Source organism: Herbaspirillum rhizosphaerae (assembly GCF_001189965.1).
In the GTDB taxonomy this organism is placed as follows: Bacteria; Pseudomonadota; Gammaproteobacteria; order Burkholderiales; family Burkholderiaceae_D; genus Herbaspirillum; species Herbaspirillum rhizosphaerae.
On the sequence record NZ_LFLU01000001.1, the window covers coordinates 268,022 to 287,985 of the forward strand.

The 19,964-nt window shown below is 61.1% G+C and carries 22 protein-coding genes; 9 read left to right on the forward strand and 13 right to left on the reverse strand.

The features are described 5' to 3' along the window. Positions 1-65: 65 nt before the first annotated feature. Positions 66-1,535: an MFS transporter gene (locus AKL25_RS01175; protein ID WP_083444526.1), complete on the forward strand. Its 1,470-nt coding sequence runs from the start codon at positions 66-68 to the stop codon at positions 1,533-1,535. Between the two features lie 161 nt (positions 1,536-1,696). Here the strand turns inward: AKL25_RS01175 and AKL25_RS01180 are convergent, their stop codons facing one another. From AKL25_RS01180 to AKL25_RS01215, 8 genes are all read right to left on the reverse strand, one after another. Next, positions 1,697-2,287, reverse strand: coding sequence for an IMPACT family protein (locus AKL25_RS01180; protein ID WP_050475813.1), 591 nt, complete (start codon positions 2,285-2,287; stop codon positions 1,697-1,699). Between the two features lie 21 nt (positions 2,288-2,308). After that, complete coding sequence (locus AKL25_RS01185) at positions 2,309-3,205, reverse strand: hypothetical protein (RefSeq protein ID WP_050475814.1); 897 nt, start codon at positions 3,203-3,205, stop codon at positions 2,309-2,311. Between the two features lie 64 nt (positions 3,206-3,269). After that, a complete protein-coding gene (locus AKL25_RS01190) occupies positions 3,270-3,617 on the reverse strand; it encodes a GFA family protein (protein WP_050475815.1) in 348 nt (115 codons plus the stop codon). Between the two features lie 24 nt (positions 3,618-3,641). Next, positions 3,642-4,172 (reverse strand): SRPBCC family protein, encoded by a 531-nt coding sequence (locus tag AKL25_RS01195; RefSeq protein ID WP_050475816.1) that lies wholly within the window; start codon positions 4,170-4,172, stop codon positions 3,642-3,644. 29 nt (positions 4,173-4,201) lie between these two features. Next, the gene (locus tag AKL25_RS01200; protein ID WP_157050415.1) at positions 4,202-4,681 is read right to left on the reverse strand and encodes an SRPBCC domain-containing protein; all 480 of its coding nucleotides are present in this window, start codon (positions 4,679-4,681) and stop codon (positions 4,202-4,204) included. A 91-nt stretch (positions 4,682-4,772) separates the two neighbouring features. Then, positions 4,773-5,303, reverse strand: a complete 531-nt coding sequence (locus AKL25_RS01205; RefSeq protein ID WP_050475817.1) for an SRPBCC family protein — start codon at positions 5,301-5,303, stop codon at positions 4,773-4,775. A 48-nt stretch (positions 5,304-5,351) separates the two neighbouring features. After that, a complete protein-coding gene (locus tag AKL25_RS01210) occupies positions 5,352-5,768 on the reverse strand; it encodes a VOC family protein (RefSeq protein ID WP_050475818.1) in 417 nt (138 codons plus the stop codon). Positions 5,769-5,843: 75 nt separating this feature from the next. Beyond that, entirely contained in the window at positions 5,844-6,275 is a 432-nt protein-coding gene (locus tag AKL25_RS01215) for an ArsR/SmtB family transcription factor (RefSeq protein WP_050475819.1), read from the reverse strand. 180 nt (positions 6,276-6,455) lie between these two features. On the opposite strand from AKL25_RS01215, the gene AKL25_RS01220 reads away from it, so the two are divergent. After that, the gene (locus AKL25_RS01220; RefSeq protein WP_050475820.1) at positions 6,456-7,094 is read left to right on the forward strand and encodes a LysE family translocator; all 639 of its coding nucleotides are present in this window, start codon (positions 6,456-6,458) and stop codon (positions 7,092-7,094) included. A 28-nt stretch (positions 7,095-7,122) separates the two neighbouring features. Here the strand turns inward: AKL25_RS01220 and AKL25_RS01225 are convergent, their stop codons facing one another. The 3 genes from AKL25_RS01225 to AKL25_RS01235 form a co-directional block, all read right to left on the reverse strand. Further along, positions 7,123-7,704 (reverse strand): gamma-glutamylcyclotransferase, encoded by a 582-nt coding sequence (locus AKL25_RS01225; protein WP_050475821.1) that lies wholly within the window; start codon positions 7,702-7,704, stop codon positions 7,123-7,125. A gap of 368 nt (positions 7,705-8,072) precedes the next feature. Then, positions 8,073-8,231: a hypothetical protein gene (locus tag AKL25_RS24385; protein WP_167541839.1), complete on the reverse strand. Its 159-nt coding sequence runs from the start codon at positions 8,229-8,231 to the stop codon at positions 8,073-8,075. A 229-nt stretch (positions 8,232-8,460) separates the two neighbouring features. Then, on the reverse strand, positions 8,461-9,339 hold the full coding sequence (locus tag AKL25_RS01235; protein ID WP_050475823.1) for a LysR family transcriptional regulator: 879 nt from the start codon (positions 9,337-9,339) through the stop codon (positions 8,461-8,463). 114 nt (positions 9,340-9,453) lie between these two features. Between AKL25_RS01235 and bla the strand changes: the two genes are divergently transcribed. The 6 genes from bla (at position 9,454) to AKL25_RS24390 (ending at position 17,624) form a co-directional block, all read left to right on the forward strand. After that, positions 9,454-10,353, forward strand: a complete 900-nt coding sequence (gene bla, locus AKL25_RS01240; protein WP_050475824.1) for a class A beta-lactamase — start codon at positions 9,454-9,456, stop codon at positions 10,351-10,353. 262 nt (positions 10,354-10,615) lie between these two features. Next, positions 10,616-12,229, forward strand: coding sequence for a methyl-accepting chemotaxis protein (locus tag AKL25_RS01245; protein WP_050475825.1), 1,614 nt, complete (start codon positions 10,616-10,618; stop codon positions 12,227-12,229). Positions 12,230-12,694: 465 nt separating this feature from the next. Continuing rightward, a complete protein-coding gene (locus AKL25_RS01250; protein ID WP_050475826.1) occupies positions 12,695-13,990 on the forward strand; it encodes an MFS family transporter in 1,296 nt (431 codons plus the stop codon). 130 nt (positions 13,991-14,120) lie between these two features. Then, positions 14,121-15,941, forward strand: coding sequence for a sensor histidine kinase (locus AKL25_RS01255; protein WP_050475827.1), 1,821 nt, complete (start codon positions 14,121-14,123; stop codon positions 15,939-15,941). Continuing rightward, a complete protein-coding gene (locus AKL25_RS01260; RefSeq protein WP_050475828.1) occupies positions 15,941-17,290 on the forward strand; it encodes a sigma-54-dependent transcriptional regulator in 1,350 nt (449 codons plus the stop codon). Before AKL25_RS01255 ends, AKL25_RS01260 begins: the two co-directional genes overlap by 1 nt. A 190-nt stretch (positions 17,291-17,480) precedes the next feature. After that, entirely contained in the window at positions 17,481-17,624 is a 144-nt protein-coding gene (locus AKL25_RS24390) for a hypothetical protein (protein ID WP_167541840.1), read from the forward strand. A 61-nt stretch (positions 17,625-17,685) separates the two neighbouring features. Here the strand turns inward: AKL25_RS24390 and AKL25_RS01265 are convergent, their stop codons facing one another. Next, positions 17,686-18,105: a hypothetical protein gene (locus tag AKL25_RS01265; RefSeq protein WP_050475829.1), complete on the reverse strand. Its 420-nt coding sequence runs from the start codon at positions 18,103-18,105 to the stop codon at positions 17,686-17,688. 214 nt (positions 18,106-18,319) lie between these two features. On the opposite strand from AKL25_RS01265, the gene AKL25_RS01270 reads away from it, so the two are divergent. Further along, complete coding sequence (locus tag AKL25_RS01270; RefSeq protein ID WP_083444546.1) at positions 18,320-19,351, forward strand: dienelactone hydrolase family protein; 1,032 nt, start codon at positions 18,320-18,322, stop codon at positions 19,349-19,351. A gap of 3 nt (positions 19,352-19,354) precedes the next feature. Here AKL25_RS01270 and gstA read toward each other — a convergent pair whose 3' ends face one another. After that, a complete protein-coding gene (gstA, locus tag AKL25_RS01275; protein WP_050476102.1) occupies positions 19,355-19,963 on the reverse strand; it encodes a glutathione transferase GstA in 609 nt (202 codons plus the stop codon). Position 19,964: the final 1 nt, after the last annotated feature.

Sequence of the window (19,964 nt, forward strand, 5' to 3'; positions counted from 1 at the left end):
TTGAATAAATATCCAATTAAAAACTTGCATATTATGCTTTCTCCATCCGAATGTCGAGGTGCGCCATGAGTGACACGAGCAATACCAGCAATGCCGGCAACCCCGGCAACATCGCAAACACAAACCGCGTCGGCAGCGAATCCGCCGGCTGGGGCGAACTGCTTTCCGGCGGCAACGCCCTGCGCGCCGTCGCACTGACCGGCGGCGTTGCGCTGCATGCCATCAATGTCCATATCGTCACCACCATCCTGCCGTCCGTGGTGCGCGACATCGGCGGCCTGGCTTACTACGCCTGGAACATCACGCTGTTCGTCGCCGCCTCGATCTTCGGCTCGACGCTGACCAGCAAGCTGCTGGACGTGCTCGGTCCGCGCCGCAGCTATCTGCTTGCGCTGGCGGTGTTTTCGGCCGGTTCCATCCTGTGCGCCACGGCGCAGGACATGTTCTGGATGCTGGGCGGGCGCAGCGTGCAAGGCATCGGGGGCGGCCTGCTGGCGGCGCTGAGCTATGCCTTGATCCGCATCGTGTTCGAGCAGCGCCTGTGGTCGCGCGCCGTGTCGCTGGTGTCGGGCATGTGGGGCATCGCTACGCTGCTGGGGCCGGCGGTGGGCGGCGTGTTTGCCGAAAGCGGCGCATGGCGTCTGGCGTTCTGGTGCCTGCTGCCGGTATCGCTGGCGCAAGCGCTGATCGTGATCACGCAGTTGCGCGGCAAGCCGGATAGCGGCGCACCGGCGGTGCGCATGCCCTTGCTGAAGATCGCCTTGCTCACCGTTTCGGTCTTGCTGGTGGCGCTGGCCGGACAGGCACAGGATAACGGCAGCAAGCTGCTCGGCGTGGCGGCCGGCCTGGCACTGGGCGTGCTGGTGGCCCGGCTCGATCTGCGTCCGGGCGTGGCCTTGTTGCCGACCGGCGCTTATACGCTCAACAGCGCCATGGGCAAAGTCTTCGCCAGCTTGTCCCTGCTGATGATCGCCGGCATGACGGAAATCTTCGTGCCGTACTTCCTGCAAACGCTGCATGCCTATTCGCCGTTGCAGGCCGGTTACATGACGGCCGCCATGGCCGGCGGCTGGAGCCTGGCGTCCTTGTTCAGTTCATCCAGCAGCGAGACGGGCGCCGATCGCATGGTGCGCGCCGGGCCGGTCATCATGGCGTTGTCCCTGGCGGCGCTGGCTTTGCTGTTGCCGGGCGAGCTGCTCGACGGCATCGCGCCGACGGCGGCGGGCGTTTGTTTTGCGATAGCGCTGGCCGGCGTCGGATTGGGCATCGGCATGGGTTGGCCGCATCTGGTGACGCGCGTGATGACATCGGCGAAAGCCGGTGAAGAAAACCTGGCTTCGGCCGGCGTCAGCACCGTGCAGTTGTACGCGATGGCAATCGGCGCCGCATTGGCCGGACTGACGGCCAATGCCGCCGGCCTGAGCGACCCCGGCGGCGCTGACGGCGCGCGCATGGCGGCGTACTGTCTGTTCGGATTGTTTGCGCTGGCGCCGCTGGCGGCGATTGTGCTGGTGCGCCGTTTGACGGTGCAGTAGCGCGTTCACGGAAACAGGAGGCGTTCCATGTCCGCAAGCTTGCAGCAAGAGGATCAGCCGGCGATGATCAGCGAGATCGAGTATCACCTGATCATCGCGGAATTCGATTTGTTATGGGGCCGCTCGCGTTGGTCGGGGGCGGCTGAGCGCGCCAGGATGGATCACATGATCTGTCTGATCGAGGCGTTCAAAGCGAGTCGCGGCAAGGCGTCTTTGAGTTGATCGAGATCGGCGGCGGGCAGCCGCACGTGCAAGCGCGCCAGCGTGTCGTGGCTGCTGCCGACCAGCGTGTAGTGTTTTTGTTGCAGCCAGTAGCGCAGATGCGATTCGTCGGCATAGGCAATGGCGATTTCTACTTCGGCCCAGGCGATGCGCTCTATGCGTTGCGCCTGCTTCAGGGCCGACGCCACGGCGTCGGTGTAGGCGCGCACCAGGCCGCCCGATCCCAGCTTGATGCCGCCGTAATAGCGCACCACGGCGGCGAGTACGCCATCAAGTTCATGGTGGCGCAATACTTCCAGCATGGGACGACCGGCCGTGCCGGAGGGTTCGCCGTCGTCCGACATGCCGGACTGGCCGCCGGCCATCAGGGCCCAGCATACGTGCGTTGCGGCGCGGTGCTGCGCGCGCAGGCGTTCCAGTTCGGCTTGTGCCGCGTCGCGGCTGTCGACCGGCATGACGATGCCGATGAAGCGGCTCTTGCGGATTTCCGCTTCGACTTCGACGGCGGCGGCGAGCGTATAAGTCGGCAAAATGCGTTGCGTGTTGCCGGATCAGGCCGCGACGCCGCGCAGTGCGTCGACTTCGGCTTGCAAGGCCTGGTTCTCCGCCGTCAGCGCGGCAATGCGTGCGTTCAAGGCGGCGATTTCGGCACGCAGGGCGACCGGGTCGTTGCTGCCGACAGGTGTCGAATCGGAGAAAGGCGCACCGTCGTCAGCCTCGCCATCGTCCACGCGCGGACGCGGTATGCGCGGCGTCCGGTTGGCGGCCTGCTGTTCGCGCACCAGCTTGGCGGCCTGGCGCAATTCCTTCTTGCCGCCGGCCACCGCGTTGACCTGTTCGTCGTTCGGCAGCGAAGCCACTGCCGCCGCCGCATTGATGGAAATGGTGCCGGCGCGCACCGCTTCGACCAGTTCCGGCGCTGCCGTCTTGCGGATCTTTTCGATCTGGCCGACGGTGTTGCTGCTGATGCCGGCGACGCGGGCGATGTCTTCGCGGGTTTTGATGGACGCGCTCGGAATGGCGGGAGTCGCGGCATCCTCGGCCGGTTTGGCGGCGCCGTCGCCCACCGGTTCATAAGCGGAAGCGTCCTTCGATTCGATGGAGGCGTCCATTTCCGACTTGACGCGGGCGGCGATGATGTCGCGCTTGCGCAGCGCCAGCACGCCGCGCTGGAAATCGGTGACGCTGCGGCGGCCGAGCTGGTTGTCGATCATCCACAGCATGACGTCGTCGATCGACGCAAAGCTGGCGTTTTGCACGGTCTTGAATTCGATGCCGTGCTTGCGGCAGATTTCGTAGCGGTTATGGCCGTCGACCAGCACCTCGCCCCACAGCACCAGCGCGTCGCGGCAACCTTCTGCCAGCAGACTGCGTTCGAGAGCAGCGTATTCGTTGGCGGTGAGCGGATCGATGTATTGGAGGAGTTCGTTATTGATGGTGATATTCATGGCTTTCCTGGTCCGCCCCGGCGAGTCGGTGGCGGACCGGAATTTTACACTACCGGGCGCTGGCCTAAGCGCTGCGTCCGTCGTAATGGATGTGCTTGAGCGTGCTCAGGTCTACTCCCTCGACGCAACGCACATTGACCGCTGCCATTTTATTGCCCTGCGGATCGACGCCGAAACCGAAAGCCTGGCAGCCGCAGCGCTTGCAGAACTGATGGTCGATCACATGCTTGTTGAAACGATAGGTGGCGATGGCGCTTTCCGGCGTCTTCAGCGTCAGTTTGTCGCGTGCGATGAACCACAGCAGCGTCCCTTTGCGGCTGCAGTAGGAACAGTTGCAATCGACCACCGGGCCGATGTCGCCCTCGGCCTCGAAGGCAATGTCGCCGCAATGGCAGCTTCCCTGATAGATCATGTCGTCTCCTTTGGCTTGTTTAATTCAATCGGCTTGCAATGTCGCCATCAGTGCATCCAGGCGATCGAGGCTGCCCGACCATCCTTCGTTGATGCCCATCTTCTTCATGGCGTCGAGGATGGCAGGCGTTGCCGCGCGGGTGCGGATGCTCACGCGCGTCTTGCCGTCGAGGTCTTCGAAGCTCACCGTCTGCAGCATGATGCCGGCCGGATTGGCGGTGGTGCGCTGCGGATCGATCATGTCGTGCCAGGCGGCTGGATGTCCGCTGCAGTCCATGGTCATCACCAGCAGCGAGGGCGGCGTCACTTCCATGAATTCGCCCGTGATCGGATACTCGGTGCCGTCAGGACCGCGCATGGTGATGCGATGCCGGCCGCCGGGGCGCAGGTCCAGCTCGCAGACGGGATTGTCGAAGCCTTTGGGACCCCACCATTGGGTCAGGTGGCGCGGATCGGTCCAGGCCTGGAACACCAGCTCGCGCGGTGCGTTGATGACGCGGCTGATGAAGAATTCGTCGTTGCCGACGGAATTGGAGAAGTTGGGGGCAATGGTCATGATGTCGTGTCGCTGAATAGATAGATGGGTCAATGAGCGGCCTGGGCAAGATAATCGACGAAGCGGTCGAAGCTGCCGTTCCATCCACCACGATGTCCGTCGCGTTCGGCGATCGACTGGAATGGCGTCTGGCGAAAGCGCATGTGCGTCTTGCCGTCCTGTTCGGTGAAATCGATGGTGACCAGGGTTTCCAGGCCACGTTCGCCTTCCTCATCCCATGTAAAGGTAAACGCCAGCCGCTCCGGTGCTCTTACTTCCTGAAAGATGCCGCCTTGCCACAGCTTGCGGCCGTCCTCTACACCGTGAAGACAGCCGCGCCAGACGCCGCCGGGACGGACATCCATCTCCAGTACAGCCGCCGGATGCGCCGGTGGGCCCCACCAGCGCCGGACGTGTTCGGCGTCGGTCCAGAGCTTGAAGACCAGCTCGCGCGGCGCATCGAAGGTGCGGGTAATGTTGAGTTCGCCCGCTGCGCCTGCAGGTGACGAGAATGCGGATGGCATGTTCATGGCGTATCTCCTTGCAAGGCAAGCGTTGCTGCCGTCATGGTGTTCTCCCTGATTGCCTCCCCGGTCTGTGCGCGGAGGCGTCGCCGTCTTTTTATTGTTTTTCGGCGAGATCCTTGAGCTTGTTGAGTCCGTCTTCAAAATCCTTGCCGACCATGCTGTCCATGTCGAAGAACACATGGATGATTCTCACGAGGAAAGGAGCCGCCCCCGACATCGCCCACGTGACTTCCGTGGCGTCGCCTTTGGCGGTCAGCGTGTACTCGACCATGTTGCTGGCCTTGAAGGGTTTGGTGAAGTCGAGCTTGATGACCACTTTGGAAGGCATGGTTTCATCCACGATCTCCATGCGTCCCTGGCCGGCCTTGCCTGAACCTTCCCATTCATAGGTCGCGCCTTTGCCGCTGGCGACGCCGTTGTAGCTGCGCTTCATGTCCGGATCGAGTTTCTCGAACGGCGACCAGGCGGTGAAGTTGTGCAGGTTGTTCAGGTAGGGAAAGATCTTTTCCGGCGCAGCCTTGATGCTGACGCTGCGCTGCACGGTGAAGTGATCTGGCTTGCGCGCGGCCAGGATCAGGATGGCGATAATGACGACGGCAAGGATGATTGTTATGGTTTTGAACATCGTGTCTCCAAAGACGGGCTATTGAAAATGCATTGTTGAGTGCGGCGATCAGGCCGGCATCGGGCGTTCGCAGTTGACCATCCACGGGATGCCGAAGCGGTCGGTCAGCATGCCGAAACGCACCGCCCAGAAGGTTTCCTCCAAGGGCATGCGCACTTCCGCGCCGACGTTCAGGGCGTTGAAGACGCGCTCGGCTTCGGCCGGATCCGGCGTGTTGATCGTGACGCTGAAACCTTGCGGTTTTTCCGCACAGTCTTCCGGCACGTCCGAACCCATGACGATCTGGCCGGCAATCATGATGCGCGCGTGCATGACGCGGTTGAGTTTGTCGGCGGGCATGTCCTTGGCCATGGGCGCGTCGCTGTTGCGCATCATGAACAGGATGTCGCCGCCGAAGATGCTCTTGTAAAACTCGAAGGCTTCTTCGCACTGGCCGTTGAAATTGAGATAGGTATGCAATTGCATGGTCTGCTCCTCGTTCAAAAGTAGTCGTTGGTAAATCAGGGAAAAGAAGGGCGCTGCTGTTGCTTCTGCAACTTGTTATTTTTTGACTGCGGGTTTTGCTGTACGTTTTTTGCCGGATGGCGTTTTCTGCGGCGTTGTCTGTGTTTTTACGGTTGTCAGATCGGTTTCAAGCGGATTCTCGGTTTTTGCCTGCAAGTCGCGCAAATAGTCTTCGAGACGGTCCAGGCTGGCTTCCCAGAACTGGCGGTACTGGTCGATCCAGGCATGTACTTCGTGCAAGGGCCTGGCTTCCAGCTTGCACGGCCGCCATTGCGCCGCACGTCCGCGCGTGATCAGGCCGGCGCGCTCCAATACCTTCAGATGCTTGGTGATTGCCGGGGGAGTCATCTCGAACGGCTCCATCAACTCTTTTACCGATGCCTCTCCGGAAGCCAGCCGCGCGAGGATGGCGCGCCGGGTCGGGTCGGCAAGGGCGGAAAAGGTCGCGCTGAGGTGGTCGGGAGGCATGGGTTTCGCAATTCATTAATTAACTGATCGGTAAAGTAAGGCCTCTGTACTGGCCTTGTCAAGTATTTTGTGGGCCGGGGTACGGATGCGCATCAGGTCGCGGGCGGCGCAAGACGGGCAGCGAAAAACCGGTGCGGCTGTTAGAATCAGCGATCTCTCCACGCTTCAGACGGAATCGCAATGGACGCCTTTTTCTTCATCCCTGTCGCCATCATGCTGGCGCTGGTGCCCGGTCCGAACAATTTTTGCGCGCTCAATAACGGTATTCGCCGCGGTGTCGGCGTGGCCTTGCTGGCGACCTTCGGACGCGTGACGGCGTTTGCGATTTTCCTGACGATTTCAGCGGTGGGGCTCGGCGCCATGCTGCTTGCTTCCGAAACGGCATTCACGGCGGTGAAGTGGGTGGGGGCGGTGTATCTGTTTTATCTCGGTTACCGCGCCTGGCGCAGCCGCGAGTTCCATGGACTGGAACTGGCCGACGGTGTGGAAAAAGCCGGTGTCGTTGCGCCTGCGCAGAAGACCGTGCGCGCGCTGGTGATGCAGGAATTCTTGCTCGGCATCACGAATCCGAAAGCGATCATGCTGTTCGCGGCGATCTTCCCGCAGTTCATCGACGCCGCACGTCCGGCGCCGCATCAGTTCCTGGTGCTGGGATCGATTTACCTGTGCGCGGAATTCGTGTCCAGTGCTGTCTATTCCCTGTGCGGAAAGCAGATCCGCCGCTTCATCCGTACCTCGCGCGGCGTTGCGCGCCTGAACAAGGCGACCGGCGGTTTCTTCATCGGCGCAGGTGCGCTGCTGCTGGCGGCGCGTCAGTAGTCATCGTCGCCGGCTGGCGGCGAGTTGCTCAGGAATCCTGATTGATGGCGTTGAGCAGTTGCAGATGCCGTTCGATTTCAAACACGTGGGCGTCTTCTTTCCCCAGTTCGCGCAAGGCGACGGCAAGGCCGAGCAGGTAGTCGGCATTGCGTCCGCTGGGGCCTTCCGCGCTCGCAATCTGGCGTGCAATGTCACGTTCCGGCGCCGGGCCGAGAAAGGCCGCGTTCTCTTCGGTCGCAATATAGATCAATCCTTCCGCGCTGCTGTGATCCTCAAAAATGATGTCGGTCGACAGGCGCAGGTAGCCGTTCTTTTCGCGGTAGTCGAGGTGGTCGAATACTTCCGGCGTAATCAGATAGGCCATGCCGGCGCAGGTCGCGCCCTCATCCTGGATCAGCGTCACCACGCGTCCGGGTGCGTGCACCGTGCCGCGATGATCGTGCGAGCCCTGCCAGAAGCGCCGGCTCCAGCCGACGATGTGCGCCGGACGGCGTTCGATGAAGGGAAAGTCGGCCTTGAAGATCAGCGAGCCGTAACCGAACAGCCAGACGCTGTCGTGCCCGTCGAACTTGGTCATGGCTTTGTTGCGGGAGATGGTGTTGTCGGACATGAGCTGGTTGCGTGACCTGGTACGTCGTAGATAGGCAAATTATAAAGGCAAGGCGATCCGGCTTCTGTCGGCGGCGATGGTTGGCGCAGGGATCAGCGATCTTCAGGCATTCAGGCGGGGTGTTCGGCGTCGCCAGGATGTGCGCGGCTGTTGCCGTGCGTCATCTTGAAACATGCAGACAGGAGATCGGGAAGCGGTTGTTGCAGAGCAGCGAGGAGTGTATTGAGAAGAGCAGGGGCTTGCGGCCGGAGGACGCGGAGATGGATATTGTCGATGCAGATGGGCTGTGCAGATGAGCGGCCCGGCGGGCGCGGAAGCGATGCAACACCGCTCCGTGCGCCGATGGCGCGCGGAGCGGCAAAAGAGGTTCATTCCTTGTCGTGGCTCTGGCTCTGGTAGGTATTGGACAGGCCCGAATACATGCCGCAGCAATGCGGTTCGCCCCGATGGGAGCCGGTCGTCAGGGCACTGGAGTCGTTCAGATAGTCGACCAGTTTTCTGTAGAGCGTTGCGAAGTACCTTTTCATGATGTCCCCCTTTTCCTTGTTGAGACATTGTTGCCAACCGCATGCAATTACGTAACCATCGATGTAATCGTTTGCATTTTTACCGCAAACCGTAAAAGCATGCGACCTGTAAATAGTTTATATCATTTATTCTACGAGGGGCGGGCTTTTGCGTCTATCAGGCTTTTCCTGAGGGGTTTGTGGCTTTTTTGCCTGGTTTTTCGGCATTTTTTCGGTAGCCGCCTCGTGTTTACCCTGAGTTTGCTTCGACTTCGGCCGCGTGGGCCACAAGCCAGTTGCGGAAAGCCAGCATCGCCGGTGTCGGCTGTTTCGACTTCAGGCGCGTGAGCCAGTAGGCGCCGTGGCTGATGGAAATATCGAACGGGCACGCCAGGCGTCCTTCGCGCAATTCACGTTCGAACATGTTGACCGGCAGCAAGGCGACGCCGGCCTGCTGCGCCACCGCTTCCGCCATCGTCAGCGAAGAATCGAACACGAAGCCGCGTATCGGCGGGCAGGGCGTCTCGGCGGCGGCAAACCAGTTGTTCCATTCATCGGTGCGGTAAGAGCGCAGCAGCGCTTCGCCGGCCAGGTCCTGCGGGCGGCGCAGGCGCGACGCAACCGCCGGTGCGCACATGGGCGACAGCGGCGCGGCAAACAGGCGCTCGGCGTCGGTGCCGTGCCAGGCGCCGTCGCCGAAGCGAATTGCGTAATCGAGTCCCTCGCCGGCGAGGTCGACGCGGTTGTTGTTGGTCAGCAGGCGCAGATCGACGAAGGGATAGGTCTTTTGAAACTCGCGCAGCCGCGGCATCAGCCAGCCGACGGCGAAGGTGCCGACCACGCCCAGCGTCAGCACTTCGCGCATCCGGCCGTTTTCGAACTGGCCCAGCACGGTGCCGATGCGTTCGAAGGATTCCGCCAGCACCGGCAGCAGCGCCAGGCCTTCGTCGGTGAGCGCCAGGCCGCGCGGCAGGCGGCGAAACAGTGTCACGCCCATGCGCTCTTCCAGGTTCTTGACCTGCATGCTGACGGCCGTCTGGGTGACGTTGAGTTCATCCGCCGCGTGGGTGAAGCTCAGATGGCGCGCCGCCACTTCGAAGGCGCGCAGGGCATTGAGAGGGAGGTGCATGGGATTCGGCTGATATCAGTTTTTCTATGGTCTGATGCCAATTATCATGAATTGCGAGGGCATCCGTTGCTGCCTATCATTTCGCTTCACACCCATTTTTGCAAGGAAAAAATCATGATTGCGAGACGACAATTTCTCACGCTGACCGGTCTGGCGTTGAGCGGCGCGGCGACGGGCGTGCTGGCGGCCGGAAGCAAAGAGGCAACAAAATCTATGGGCTCTTCCTCGGTCGTTTCCCGCCTGGCGAAGCTGGAAGCAAGCGTCGGCGGCCGTCTCGGCGTGGACATCATCGACAGCGCCACGCAGCGGCGCTGGGGCTATCGCGCCGGGGAGCGTTTCCCGATGTGCAGCACCTTCAAGTTCCTGGCGTCGGCCGCCGTTCTCAAGCGCGTCGATGCCGGGCAAGAGCAGCTCGAGCGCCGCATCATTTACGGCAACGACGTACTGGTGTCGTATTCGCCCACGACCAGCAAGCATGTCGGCGGCAACGGCCTGACGCTGGGGCAATTGTGCGAAGCGGCGCTGACCCTGAGCGACAACACCGCCGCCAACCTGATCCTGAAAAGCCTGGGCGGCCTGGAGCCTTTTAACAAATTCATCAAGTCGCTGGGCGACCGGCAGACCCGGCTGGATCGTTTCGAGACCGAGCTCAACACCGCCATCCCGGGGGATTTGCGCGACACCACCACGCCGGCGGCCATGAGCGACAACCTGCAGCGGATCCTGCTGGGCGATGTGCTGTCGCCGTCTTCGCGCGAGCAGCTGATCGCCTGGATGCGCAGCAACAAGACCGGCGACCGCCGTGTGCGCGCCGGCATGCAGCCCGGCTGGAGCGTGGGCGACAAGACCGGTTCCGGCGACTACGGCACCACCAACACCATCGCCATCATCTGGCCGCCGCAAGGCAAGCCTTTGCTGGCGTCGGTTTATCTCACCAGGACCAAGGCGCCGGAGGAACAGCGCAATTCGGTGCTGGCGGAAGTGGGCAAGCTCATCGTCGGACTGGATCGCTGAGATCTTGCACAGGAGATAACGGCGGCAATGCCGCGTGTTGTCCAAAGATAAATTATTTCGCCGTTTTTCCGCCCCAGTTGTCCGTTATGAACGCCAAAGCCCCGATTTACGGGGCTTTTCGGCTGATGTTGCCGCAAATTAAATCGCTGGTTCTGATGTGTAATAGCGCTCCCTGCCAATGGATAGGCAGGGCAGGTGCGCAGCACAGCAACATCGAAAACAAGCCGCAGCAGCGGCGGAAACCAGGGATGAAAAACAAGCAATGAACATTATCGGAAACATGAAGATCGGCAAACGCCTCACCTTGGGCTTTGCCATCATTCTGGCATTTTCTATCGTGATTACCGGCATCGGCATCTGGCGCTTGCAGGCGGTATCGAGCGCCACGCGCGACATGATGAGCCAGCCGCTGCTCAAGGAACGCCTGATCGGCGACTGGTACGCCAACCTCGCCAGCGGCATCCGCCGTACCATCGCCATCGCCAAGAGCAGCGACCCGTCGCTCGGCCCTTATTTTGCGGAAGAAGCTGCCGCTTCCTCCAAGAGCTCCGGCGAATACCAGAAAAAGGTGGAAGCCCTGCTGGAGACCGATGAGGAAAAGAAGCTGTTCCAAAAGATCGGCGAACAACGCAAGCTCTACCTGAGCTCGCGCGATGAAATCAACAAGGCCAAAGCCGCCGGCAACGTCGAAGAGGCCGCGCGCGTCCTGGACAAGTTGTTCGTGCCGGCCTCCATCGCGTATCAGGACACCATGCGCCAGCTGGTCGAACTGCAACGCAAGGACATCGATGAAACCGCCCAGCATATCGATGTCATCGCCGATGAAAGCCGCGTCCTGCTGCTGGCGCTGGAAGGCCTGATCCTGGCGCTGGGCGTGCTGTGCGCCTGGTACCTGACGGTCGGCATCACGCGGCCGATCAACACTGCCGTGGTGCTCTCGCGCCGCGTCGCCGAAGGCGACCTGACGGCCGACGTCACCGTCAACCGCAAGGACGAAACCGGCCAGTTGCTGCAAGCCTTGCAAGATATGAGCAACAGCCTGCGCGGCATCGTCACCAATGTGCGCAGCGGCACCGACACTATCGCCACCGCATCGAGCGAAATCGCCGCCGGCAATCTGGACTTGTCGTCGCGCACGGAACAGCAAGCCAGCGCGCTGGAAGAAACCGCCTCGTCGATGGAAGAACTGATTTCCACCGTCAAGCAAAATGCCGACAACGCCCGCCAGGCCAACCAGCTGGCGGTGTCCGCTTCCGAGATCGCGACCCAGGGCGGTGGCGTGGTGGGGCAGGTGGTCGACACCATGGGCTCGATCAATGAATCGTCGCGCAAGATCGTCGACATCATCAGCGTGATCGACGGCATCGCTTTCCAGACCAACATTCTGGCGCTCAACGCCGCAGTCGAAGCCGCGCGCGCCGGCGAACAGGGTCGCGGGTTTGCCGTGGTGGCGTCCGAAGTGCGCAGCCTGGCGCAGCGTTCGGCCGCCGCCGCCAAGGAAATCAAGGTCCTGATCAACGACTCGGTGGAAAAAGTCGGCAACGGCAGCAAGCTGGTCGAACAGGCCGGCGCCACCATGCAAGAAGTCGTCAACAGCGTCAAGCGCGTGACCGACATCGTCGGCGAGATCAGCTCCGCCAGCCAGGAGCAGACCACGGGCATCGAACAGATCAACCACGCGATCACACAGATGGATCAGGTCACCCAGCAAAATGCCGCGCTGGTGGAAGAGGCCGCCGCTGCAGCGGCATCGATGCAGACCCAGGCCGACAGCCTGACGCAACTGGTCAGCGTCTTCACCATCAGCGGCGCACCGGCGCTGCCGCAGGCGCGCCGCACCATCGACATCACGCCGAGGGAGCCGCGCTTGCCGTAATTCGGCCGTCACGCTGTTGCCCGGCATGCCAAGCCCGGTCCTGAAAGGGGCCGGGTTTTTTTATCGGCTTTTGCCGATGCCAGGCTGGATGTCCGGAATGTTGGCCTGCCGGATTCCGGCTTTCCGCACATCCGAAGCCGGGGATGCATTCCGGCGGTTTTGAAAGTTCTTTTCTAATCAACAGCTTGGCGTTTTCTTGCGCGTCCTCTTCCGATTGGCACGAAGCCTGCATTAAGGATTCCAAAAAATAATAATCAGGAGACAGATGTGACGCCAGCTTCCTCGTACTGAATCACCGTCCGAATCAACGTACTTTTGTCGCTCCTGTCGCGCTGCCGTTTGACCGGCACGGCGCGATTACCGGCGCATTCGCCCTATTCCGGCTGCACGCAAACGCACTGAACCTGTTCGGTGCGCGATCGTGTCGCCGATCGATACATGATATGGATACATCCGGAGACAACGATGATCAAACAAGAAATTTCCAGGGCCGCAGATACGCGGAAACGCATTTGGGCCATTGTCGGCGCCTCGTCCGGCAACCTGGTGGAGTGGTTCGACTTTTACGTCTACTCCTTTTGCGCGATTTATTTCGCCCCTGCCTTTTTCCCAAAGGGCGACAGCACTACTCAGCTGTGGAATACCGCCGGCGTGTTTGCCGCAGGTTTTCTGATGCGACCCATCGGCGGCTGGCTGTTCGGTCGCATCGCCGATAAACATGGCCGTCGCACGTCCATGATGATTTCGGTGCTGATGATGTGCGGCGGCTCGCTGATGATCGCTTTCCTGCCGACCTACGCCGCCATCGGCGCGGCGGCGCCCTTGCTGCTGTTGCTGGCGCGCATGGTGCAAGGCTTGTCGGTCGGCGGCGAATACGGCACCAGCGCGACCTATATGAGTGAGGTCGCACCGCAAGGCCGTCGTGGATTTTTCGCCTCGTTCCAGTACGTGACGCTCATCGGTGGGCAGTTGCTGGCGGTGCTGGTGCTGGTGATCATGCAGCAGTTCCTGAGCACGGAAGAGTTGCGGGCCTGGGGCTGGCGCGTGCCGTTTGTGCTGGGCGCGATCGGTGCGGTCGTGGCGCTGTACCTGCGCAAATCGCTGACGGAAACCGCCAGCGCAGAATCGCGCAACAGCAAGGACGCCGGCAGCTTCTCCGGTTTGTGGAAGCATAAGCGCGCCTTTCTGACGGTGGTCGGCTTCACCGCCGGCGGCTCGCTGATGTTTTACACGTTCACCACCTACATGCAGAAATACCTGGTCAATACCGCCGGCATGGACGCCAAGCTGGCCAGCGGGATCATGACCTTCGTACTGCTGGTCTACATGCTGATGCAGCCCTTGTTCGGCGCCTTGTCCGACCGCATCGGCCGGCGCAACATGATGCTCTGCTTCGGTGTGCTGGGCACCTTGTTCACGCTGCCGATTCTGCATCTGCTGAAAGACGTGAGCGATCCCTATAGCGCGTTTGCACTGGCCACCCTGGCGCTGGTGATTGTCAGCTTCTATACCTCGATCAGCGGCCTGATCAAGGCGGAGATGTTCCCGCCCGAAGTGCGCGCACTGTGCGTCGGCCTGTCGTATGCGGTCGGCAATGCGCTGTTCGGCGGTTCGGCTGAATTTGTCGCCTTCACCTTCAAGGGCTGGGGCGTCGAGTCCTACTTCTATTGGTACGTGACGGTGATGTGCGCGATCGCCTTGCTGATCTCGATCCGCATGCCCGATCCAAGCAAAGTCGGCTATCTGAAGGACGAGGCCTGATGCGGCTGCGGGAAGGCACGGTCAGGTGCGCAGGAGCAAGTAAGGCCGGACATGACGAAAAAGCAAGCCGGGCGAGTATCATAGCGCTCACCGCATTTCGGCCAATCAGCCCTGGATCGCTTCGCCTGACATGACTTTCCGCAAACCACCCTTATTGATGACCGTCGTCGCGCTGTGTGCGATGGCGGTTTTTTTTACGACCTACTATATTGCCGCCGACAAGGCGCGCAACGACTTGCGCGCTGCCGGCCAGCGCCAGTTGCAGATCGTCGCGCTGGACTTGCAGTCGATACTCGACAAGTTCGAGACCATGCCGTTTGCGCTGGGCGCCCTGGCGGACGTCGATCAGGTGCTGCATCGTCCTGACGATGCCCAGGCGATTGCGCGCCTGAACCAGACGCTGCAGTCGATTCAGCGCCAGTCGCGTGTGCTGGCGATCTACATGATGGACAGCAAGGGCAAGACCCTGGCCGCCAGCAACTGGAATGAAGACACCAGTTTCATCGGCCGCGATTTCGGCTTTCGTCCTTACTTCATCGAAGCACTGGCCGGGCGCGCCGGGCGTTTCTACGGCATCGGCAATGTCTCCAGCGAGCCGGGCTATTTCATGGCGCAGCCGATTTATCCGGCGGGTGCGCCGCGCGGGCAGGGCGCGCCGATCGGCGTCATGGCCGTCAAAGTGGATCTGTCCGAATTCGAACACACCTGGCGCAGCAGCGACGATCCGATCACGCTGGTCGACAGCAGCGGCGTGGTGTTCCTGAGCAATCGCCCGCAGTGGAAATACCATAGCCTGCGCCCGCTCGACAGCCGCAGGCAGCAGGAGCTGGCCGGCACGCATCAGTACGCCGACCAGCCGATCACTTCCGTCGCTTCCCTGCGCAAGGACTGGCGTCGCGGTTTCGGCGAGCACATCATGCAGCCGATCGCCAGGCAGGGATGGCAGTTGATGCTGTTTCCCTCGCAGGCGCGCATCGCCCGCACCGCGCTGTTGTGGGCGACCTGGGTGGCGCTGGTGATGGCGATTGCGGCCATTTCGCTGTGGGCGCTGTATCAGCGCAGACGGCGTCTGCAAGAACGCCTGGAGTCGCGCGACGCCCTGCGCCGTGCGGCGCAGGAACTGGACGCCACCATTGCGCTTCGCACGCAGGAGCTGCGCGTCGCCAATCAGGCGCTGGAAGGCCGCTATGCGACCCTGAAGCATACCGAGAGCATGTTGCGCTCCACGCAGGGCGAACTGGTGCAGGCCGGCAAGCTGGCCATGCTGGGGCAGATGGCTGCCGGCATGACGCATGAGCTGAACCAGCCGCTGGCCGCCATTCGCGCCTTTGCCGACAACGCCGTGCAATTCATCCGGCGCAACCAGTTGCCGCAGGTTGCGGAAAACCTCGAACACATCAGCAGCGCCAGCGCCCACATGGGCAAGATCATCGCCCAGCTCAAGGGCTTCGCGCGCAAGAGCAGCGACGCCATCGCCATCGTCGACCTGCCGCAAACCGTGGAGGCCGCCGTGCTCTTGCTGCGCAATGAATTCCAGCAGCAGGCGGTCGCCATCGAGATCGACGTGCGCCATCCGGTGCAAGTCATGGGCGACGCCGTGCGCACCGAGCAGGTGCTGATCAATCTGCTGCGCAACGCCATCGATGCGGTCGACGGCGTCGAGCTGGTGGCCGACAAGCGCGTGACGGTGATTCTCGATCGTGAAGGCAAGGAGGTCGTGATTCGCATCCGCGACACCGGGCCGGGCATTCCCGACGACGTGGCGCCGCATCTGTTCGAACCTTTCTTCACCACCAAATCCACCGGCAAAGGGCTGGGACTCGGCCTGGCGATTTCATCGTCGATCGTGCAGGCGATGAACGGCCAGCTGTCGGCGCATAATCTGCCCGAAGGCGGCGCGGAATTCATCGTGCGGCTGCCGGAGATCCCGGAAACGAGCGAGAACACATGATGGACAAGCAAGCACCGTCGCTGGCCGCACTGGCCATCCTGATCGAAGACGAGCAAAGCGTGCGCAAGGCCACCGCGCAGACGCTGGAGTTGGGCGGCTTTACCGTGCAGGCCTGCGCCGACGCCGAGCAGGCCTTGCCGCTGTTGCATGCCGGCTTTGCCGGTATCGTCGTCACCGATGTCCGGCTGCCGGGGCGTTCCGGGCTGGAGGTGCTGGCCCACGTAGTCGCTGCCGATGCGGATTTGCCGGTCATTGTGGTGACCGGCCACGGCGATGTCGGCATGGCGGTGGAAGCCATGCGCGCGGGCGCCTACGACTTCATCGAAAAACCATTCGCCGCCGAGCGCCTGGTGGAAACGGCAAGGCGCGCCCAGGAAAAACGCAAGCTGATCCTCGAAAACCGCCGTCTCAAAGAAGCCTGGCAAGCCGATCCCGACACGCCGCCGCTGGTCGGGCAGTCGGCTGCGATCGAGCGCGTGCGCACGCTGATCCGCAGCGTGGGACCGACCGCCGTGGATATCCTCATCAACGGCCAGACCGGCACCGGCAAGGAAGTCGTGGCGCGGCAGCTGCATGCGGCCAGCGAGCGCAAGGGACCGTTCGTGGCGATCAATTGCGGCGCATTGCCGGAGAGCGTGTTCGAGAGCGAAATCTTCGGGCATGAAGCCGGCGCCTTCACCGGCGCGCAAAAGCGCCGCATCGGCAAACTCGAATACGCCAACGGCGGCACGCTGTTTCTCGATGAAATCGAAAGTATGCCCATGGCCTTGCAGGTCAAGCTGCTGCGCGTGCTGCAGGAGCGCCGGCTGGAGCGTCTCGGCGGCAATGAATCGATCGCCATCGATTGCCGCGTGATCGCCGCCAGCAAGGCCGACTTGCTGCAATTGAGCGGACAGGGCGCGTTTCGCGAAGATCTGTATTACCGCATCGGCGTGGTCAGTATCGACTTGCCGCGTTTGCGCGAGCGGCGTGAAGACATCCCGCTGCTGCTGGCGCATTTCATCCATGCGGCGGCGATCCGCTACGGCCGCGAGGCGCCGGCATGGACTGCTGCGCAGATGGGGCAATGGCAGCAGCGCGACTGGCCGGGCAATGTGCGCGAATTGCGCAATTTCGCCGACCGCTGGGTGTTGGGCGTGGCCGATGCTGTTGTGCTTGACGATGCCGCGGGTGGTTTGGCGTTGCCGCAGCAAATCGATGTGTATGAGCGCAGCCTGATCGAGGCGGCATTGGCGGGCGCCGACGGCAATGTCGCGCTTGCTGCAGAACAACTGGGGATTCCCAGGAAGACGCTGTATGACAAGATCAAGAAATACGATCTGACCGTCACGCGCGGAGCAGGGCAATAGGGGAAGCAGGCAGCAAAGTTAAAATGCGCAGCTCTCGTGCACTGGCTGCCGATCGCGCTATATTTAACGTATGTCCTTTGTTTTTGACAGGGGCTGGGTTAGACTTTTGGCCTAGGGAAATATTGGGTGCGATTTCAAGCTGTGCAGTTCATCATCAAACAGCATCGGACCCGTCAATATGGGGAATGTCATGAAGCGCTTTATCGCCTTGTCGCTGGCCGCCTGCATCGCTCTTGTCCTGTGCGCCTGCGAACGTACCGAATTCGAAAAAAAATCCGAGCGTGACGCCGATGCGCGCCGCGCCATCAATACCAAGCCAAAGCCACAGTACTGATTTGCGCTGATGGCGTGTTGACGTTGCGTTGGACTGCGTTGAATTCCGGCTCTGAAACGGCTCAGTAACGCTGCGGCCAGGATTTCGGTGTCTTGTACGCGTGGCTGACTACGATGCGCGTGGCCGCAATCAGGCCGCTCAGTCCCAGCACCAGTTGCGTCAGCGTATCGCCGGGCAGCGCCCACACCGATGACGTGGGCGTCGCGACGCCGGTTGCCGCGGTGATCACCGGCGCCGCCCATTGCGCTTCTTCGGTGACATCGAGCAGGATGTCGCCTTCCGAGGTCGTATGCATATAGACTTCGCCGCCCAGCTCCAGGCAAAAACAGATGCCGTAGCCCCTGGTGTTGTCCTTCTTGACCGCCTGCTGCAAATCCCGGTTGTAGTTATCTATCCACGCTTCCACGTCATAGGTGGTCGTGAGGACGATCCACGGGCGGGCAGGGTGGATATCGCTGGGATCCGGGTTCTGGTCTTGCATAGGGCGTGCTGCAAATAGGCTGTCGTATGGAGAGATGCATTATCGCCTTATTTCGAAATTGAATCGAAATTCATTCGGCTGGCAAGAATCGATTACCTTTATGGTCGCAGGGGGTGAAGTCTGGCGGGCTTCCCGCAAGCCCGGCCAAGATCTGCTCCATTTTTACTTGATGTTTTCCATGCGCGAAAATCAAATCATTCAGAAAGAAGAAAGCATGCTCTCCCATTTCACTGTGCATCTGCCTGCATCACTGCGTAAAGTCGCAACGGTTCTCGCTCTGCTGGCCGGCGTTATTTATAGCCATCATGCCTGCGCTCAGCAAAAAATCGCTTTCCCCTCGATGGAATATGCCAACAAGTTCGAGATGGCCAAAAAGCCGGGCAAGCCTGTCGAGATCTTCGGTTATCTCTCGATGCCGACCATTCCTGTCAGCGGCAAGATTCCGGTAGTGATCATTGCCCACGGCAGCGCCGGGATAGAAGCCAAAGACACCGGATTCTGGGCGCCGTATTTCAACAAGCTGGGTTTTGCCAGCTTCGTCGTCGACTCGTTCACGCCGCGCGGTGTGACCAGCACGGTCGATGATCAGGGTATGGTCAGCAACGCAGCTGACACCGCCGATGCGTTTTTCGCGTTGAAACTCATCGCTGCCGACCCACGTTTCGACGCCGGTAAAGTCGGCATCATCGGCTTCAGCCGCGGTAGCCTTGCCGCCAATGAAACCTCGATCAAGACCTTCCGCGACAATGTTTTGCGTGCGGACAAGAACCTGCAGTTTGCTTTCCATATCCCCGTCTATGCGGGCTGCCAGAACTCGCGCTACCGCAAGAACGGCAGCTTTGACCGCACCGGCGCGCCGATGCTGTTTTTGATGGGCAGCAAGGATGACTACACGCCTGCCAAATTTTGTCTCGACCAGATCAAAGGTTTGCAGGAAGAATATCCGGGCGTCATCGACTATCGCGTCTATGAGGGCGCCAACCACAGTTTCGACAACAACCAGGGGGCGCATTATCTCCAGATGGGCACTTCGACCCGCGATTGTCCGATGGTGGAAACCGACGTCCCATCCTGGTCCAGGTCAGTCGTCCCCACCGGTCAGCGCCTGTTGCCGGCAGAAGAAAACCGGATGTATAAAGACTGCGTGAAGCGAGGCGTGACGGTCGGTTCCTACGACAGCAAATATCGCAACCTGGCAGCCAAGGACATCGAAGACTTCCTGCGCCAGATCAAGATGATCGACTGATCATCAATGGAACATCGCTTCACGCGCTAGCGCCGCCTGCACGGAAGAGCGTGCGCGAATGCGTTCCAGATAGGCGGCAATGGCCGGCCAGCCGTTGAGATCGATGGCGAAGTAGCGGGTCCATTGCAGCACGGTGAAGAGGTAGGCATCCGCCACGGTGAAGTTTTCGCCGAGCAGATAATCACGTTGCTGCAAGTCGTGTTCGATCTGCTTGAGGCGTTTGTTCAGCTTGTCTTTGAATATCCGTTTCACCTCTTCCGGAATCGCCCCATTGAACAGCGGGCTGAGGCCGGCGTGGATTTCACTGGTGATGAAGTTCAGCATCTCCTGCAAGCGCACGCGTTCCCATGTGCCGTTGGCCGGCGCCAGGCCGGATTCCGGTTTCAGGTCTGCCAGGTATTGCAGGATGGCGGGGCCCTCCGTCAGGACTTCGCCGTTGGCAAGCTGCAGCGCTGCGACGTATCCCTTGGGATTGATCTTCAGGAAATCGCCGCCGTCCGAAGTCTGCTTGGTCTGGTTGTTAACCTTGATCAGCTCGAACGGCAAGCCGAGTTCGTGCAGGACGATGTGCGGCGAAAAAGAACAGGTTTCAGGCGCGAAATAAAGTTTCAAA

Bases quoted from the DNA above. Each gene is read 5' to 3' on its own strand.
- AKL25_RS01270 (WP_083444546.1), top strand. From the start codon at position 18,320: ATGCTCTCCCATTTCACTGTGCATCTGCCTGCATCACTGCGTAAAGTC.
- AKL25_RS01235 (WP_050475823.1), bottom strand. From the start codon at position 9,339: ATGCACCTCCCTCTCAATGCCCTGCGCGCCTTCGAAGTGGCGGCGCGC.
- bla (WP_050475824.1), top strand. From the start codon at position 9,454: ATGATTGCGAGACGACAATTTCTCACGCTGACCGGTCTGGCGTTGAGC.
- AKL25_RS01185 (WP_050475814.1), bottom strand. From the start codon at position 3,205: ATGAATATCACCATCAATAACGAACTCCTCCAATACATCGATCCGCTC.
- AKL25_RS01220 (WP_050475820.1), top strand. From the start codon at position 6,456: ATGGACGCCTTTTTCTTCATCCCTGTCGCCATCATGCTGGCGCTGGTG.
- AKL25_RS01225 (WP_050475821.1), bottom strand. From the start codon at position 7,704: ATGTCCGACAACACCATCTCCCGCAACAAAGCCATGACCAAGTTCGAC.
- AKL25_RS24385 (WP_167541839.1), bottom strand. From the start codon at position 8,231: ATGAAAAGGTACTTCGCAACGCTCTACAGAAAACTGGTCGACTATCTG.
- AKL25_RS01245 (WP_050475825.1), top strand. From the start codon at position 10,616: ATGAACATTATCGGAAACATGAAGATCGGCAAACGCCTCACCTTGGGC.
- AKL25_RS01205 (WP_050475817.1), bottom strand. From the start codon at position 5,303: ATGTTCAAAACCATAACAATCATCCTTGCCGTCGTCATTATCGCCATC.
- AKL25_RS01200 (WP_157050415.1), bottom strand. From the start codon at position 4,681: ATGAACATGCCATCCGCATTCTCGTCACCTGCAGGCGCAGCGGGCGAA.
- AKL25_RS01260 (WP_050475828.1), top strand. From the start codon at position 15,941: ATGGACAAGCAAGCACCGTCGCTGGCCGCACTGGCCATCCTGATCGAA.
- AKL25_RS01265 (WP_050475829.1), bottom strand. From the start codon at position 18,105: ATGCAAGACCAGAACCCGGATCCCAGCGATATCCACCCTGCCCGCCCG.
- AKL25_RS01175 (WP_083444526.1), top strand. From the start codon at position 66: ATGAGTGACACGAGCAATACCAGCAATGCCGGCAACCCCGGCAACATC.
- AKL25_RS01250 (WP_050475826.1), top strand. From the start codon at position 12,695: ATGATCAAACAAGAAATTTCCAGGGCCGCAGATACGCGGAAACGCATT.
- AKL25_RS01255 (WP_050475827.1), top strand. From the start codon at position 14,121: ATGACTTTCCGCAAACCACCCTTATTGATGACCGTCGTCGCGCTGTGT.
- AKL25_RS01190 (WP_050475815.1), bottom strand. From the start codon at position 3,617: ATGATCTATCAGGGAAGCTGCCATTGCGGCGACATTGCCTTCGAGGCC.
- AKL25_RS24390 (WP_167541840.1), top strand. From the start codon at position 17,481: ATGAAGCGCTTTATCGCCTTGTCGCTGGCCGCCTGCATCGCTCTTGTC.
- AKL25_RS01195 (WP_050475816.1), bottom strand. From the start codon at position 4,172: ATGACCATTGCCCCCAACTTCTCCAATTCCGTCGGCAACGACGAATTC.
- AKL25_RS01210 (WP_050475818.1), bottom strand. From the start codon at position 5,768: ATGCAATTGCATACCTATCTCAATTTCAACGGCCAGTGCGAAGAAGCC.
- AKL25_RS01215 (WP_050475819.1), bottom strand. From the start codon at position 6,275: ATGCCTCCCGACCACCTCAGCGCGACCTTTTCCGCCCTTGCCGACCCG.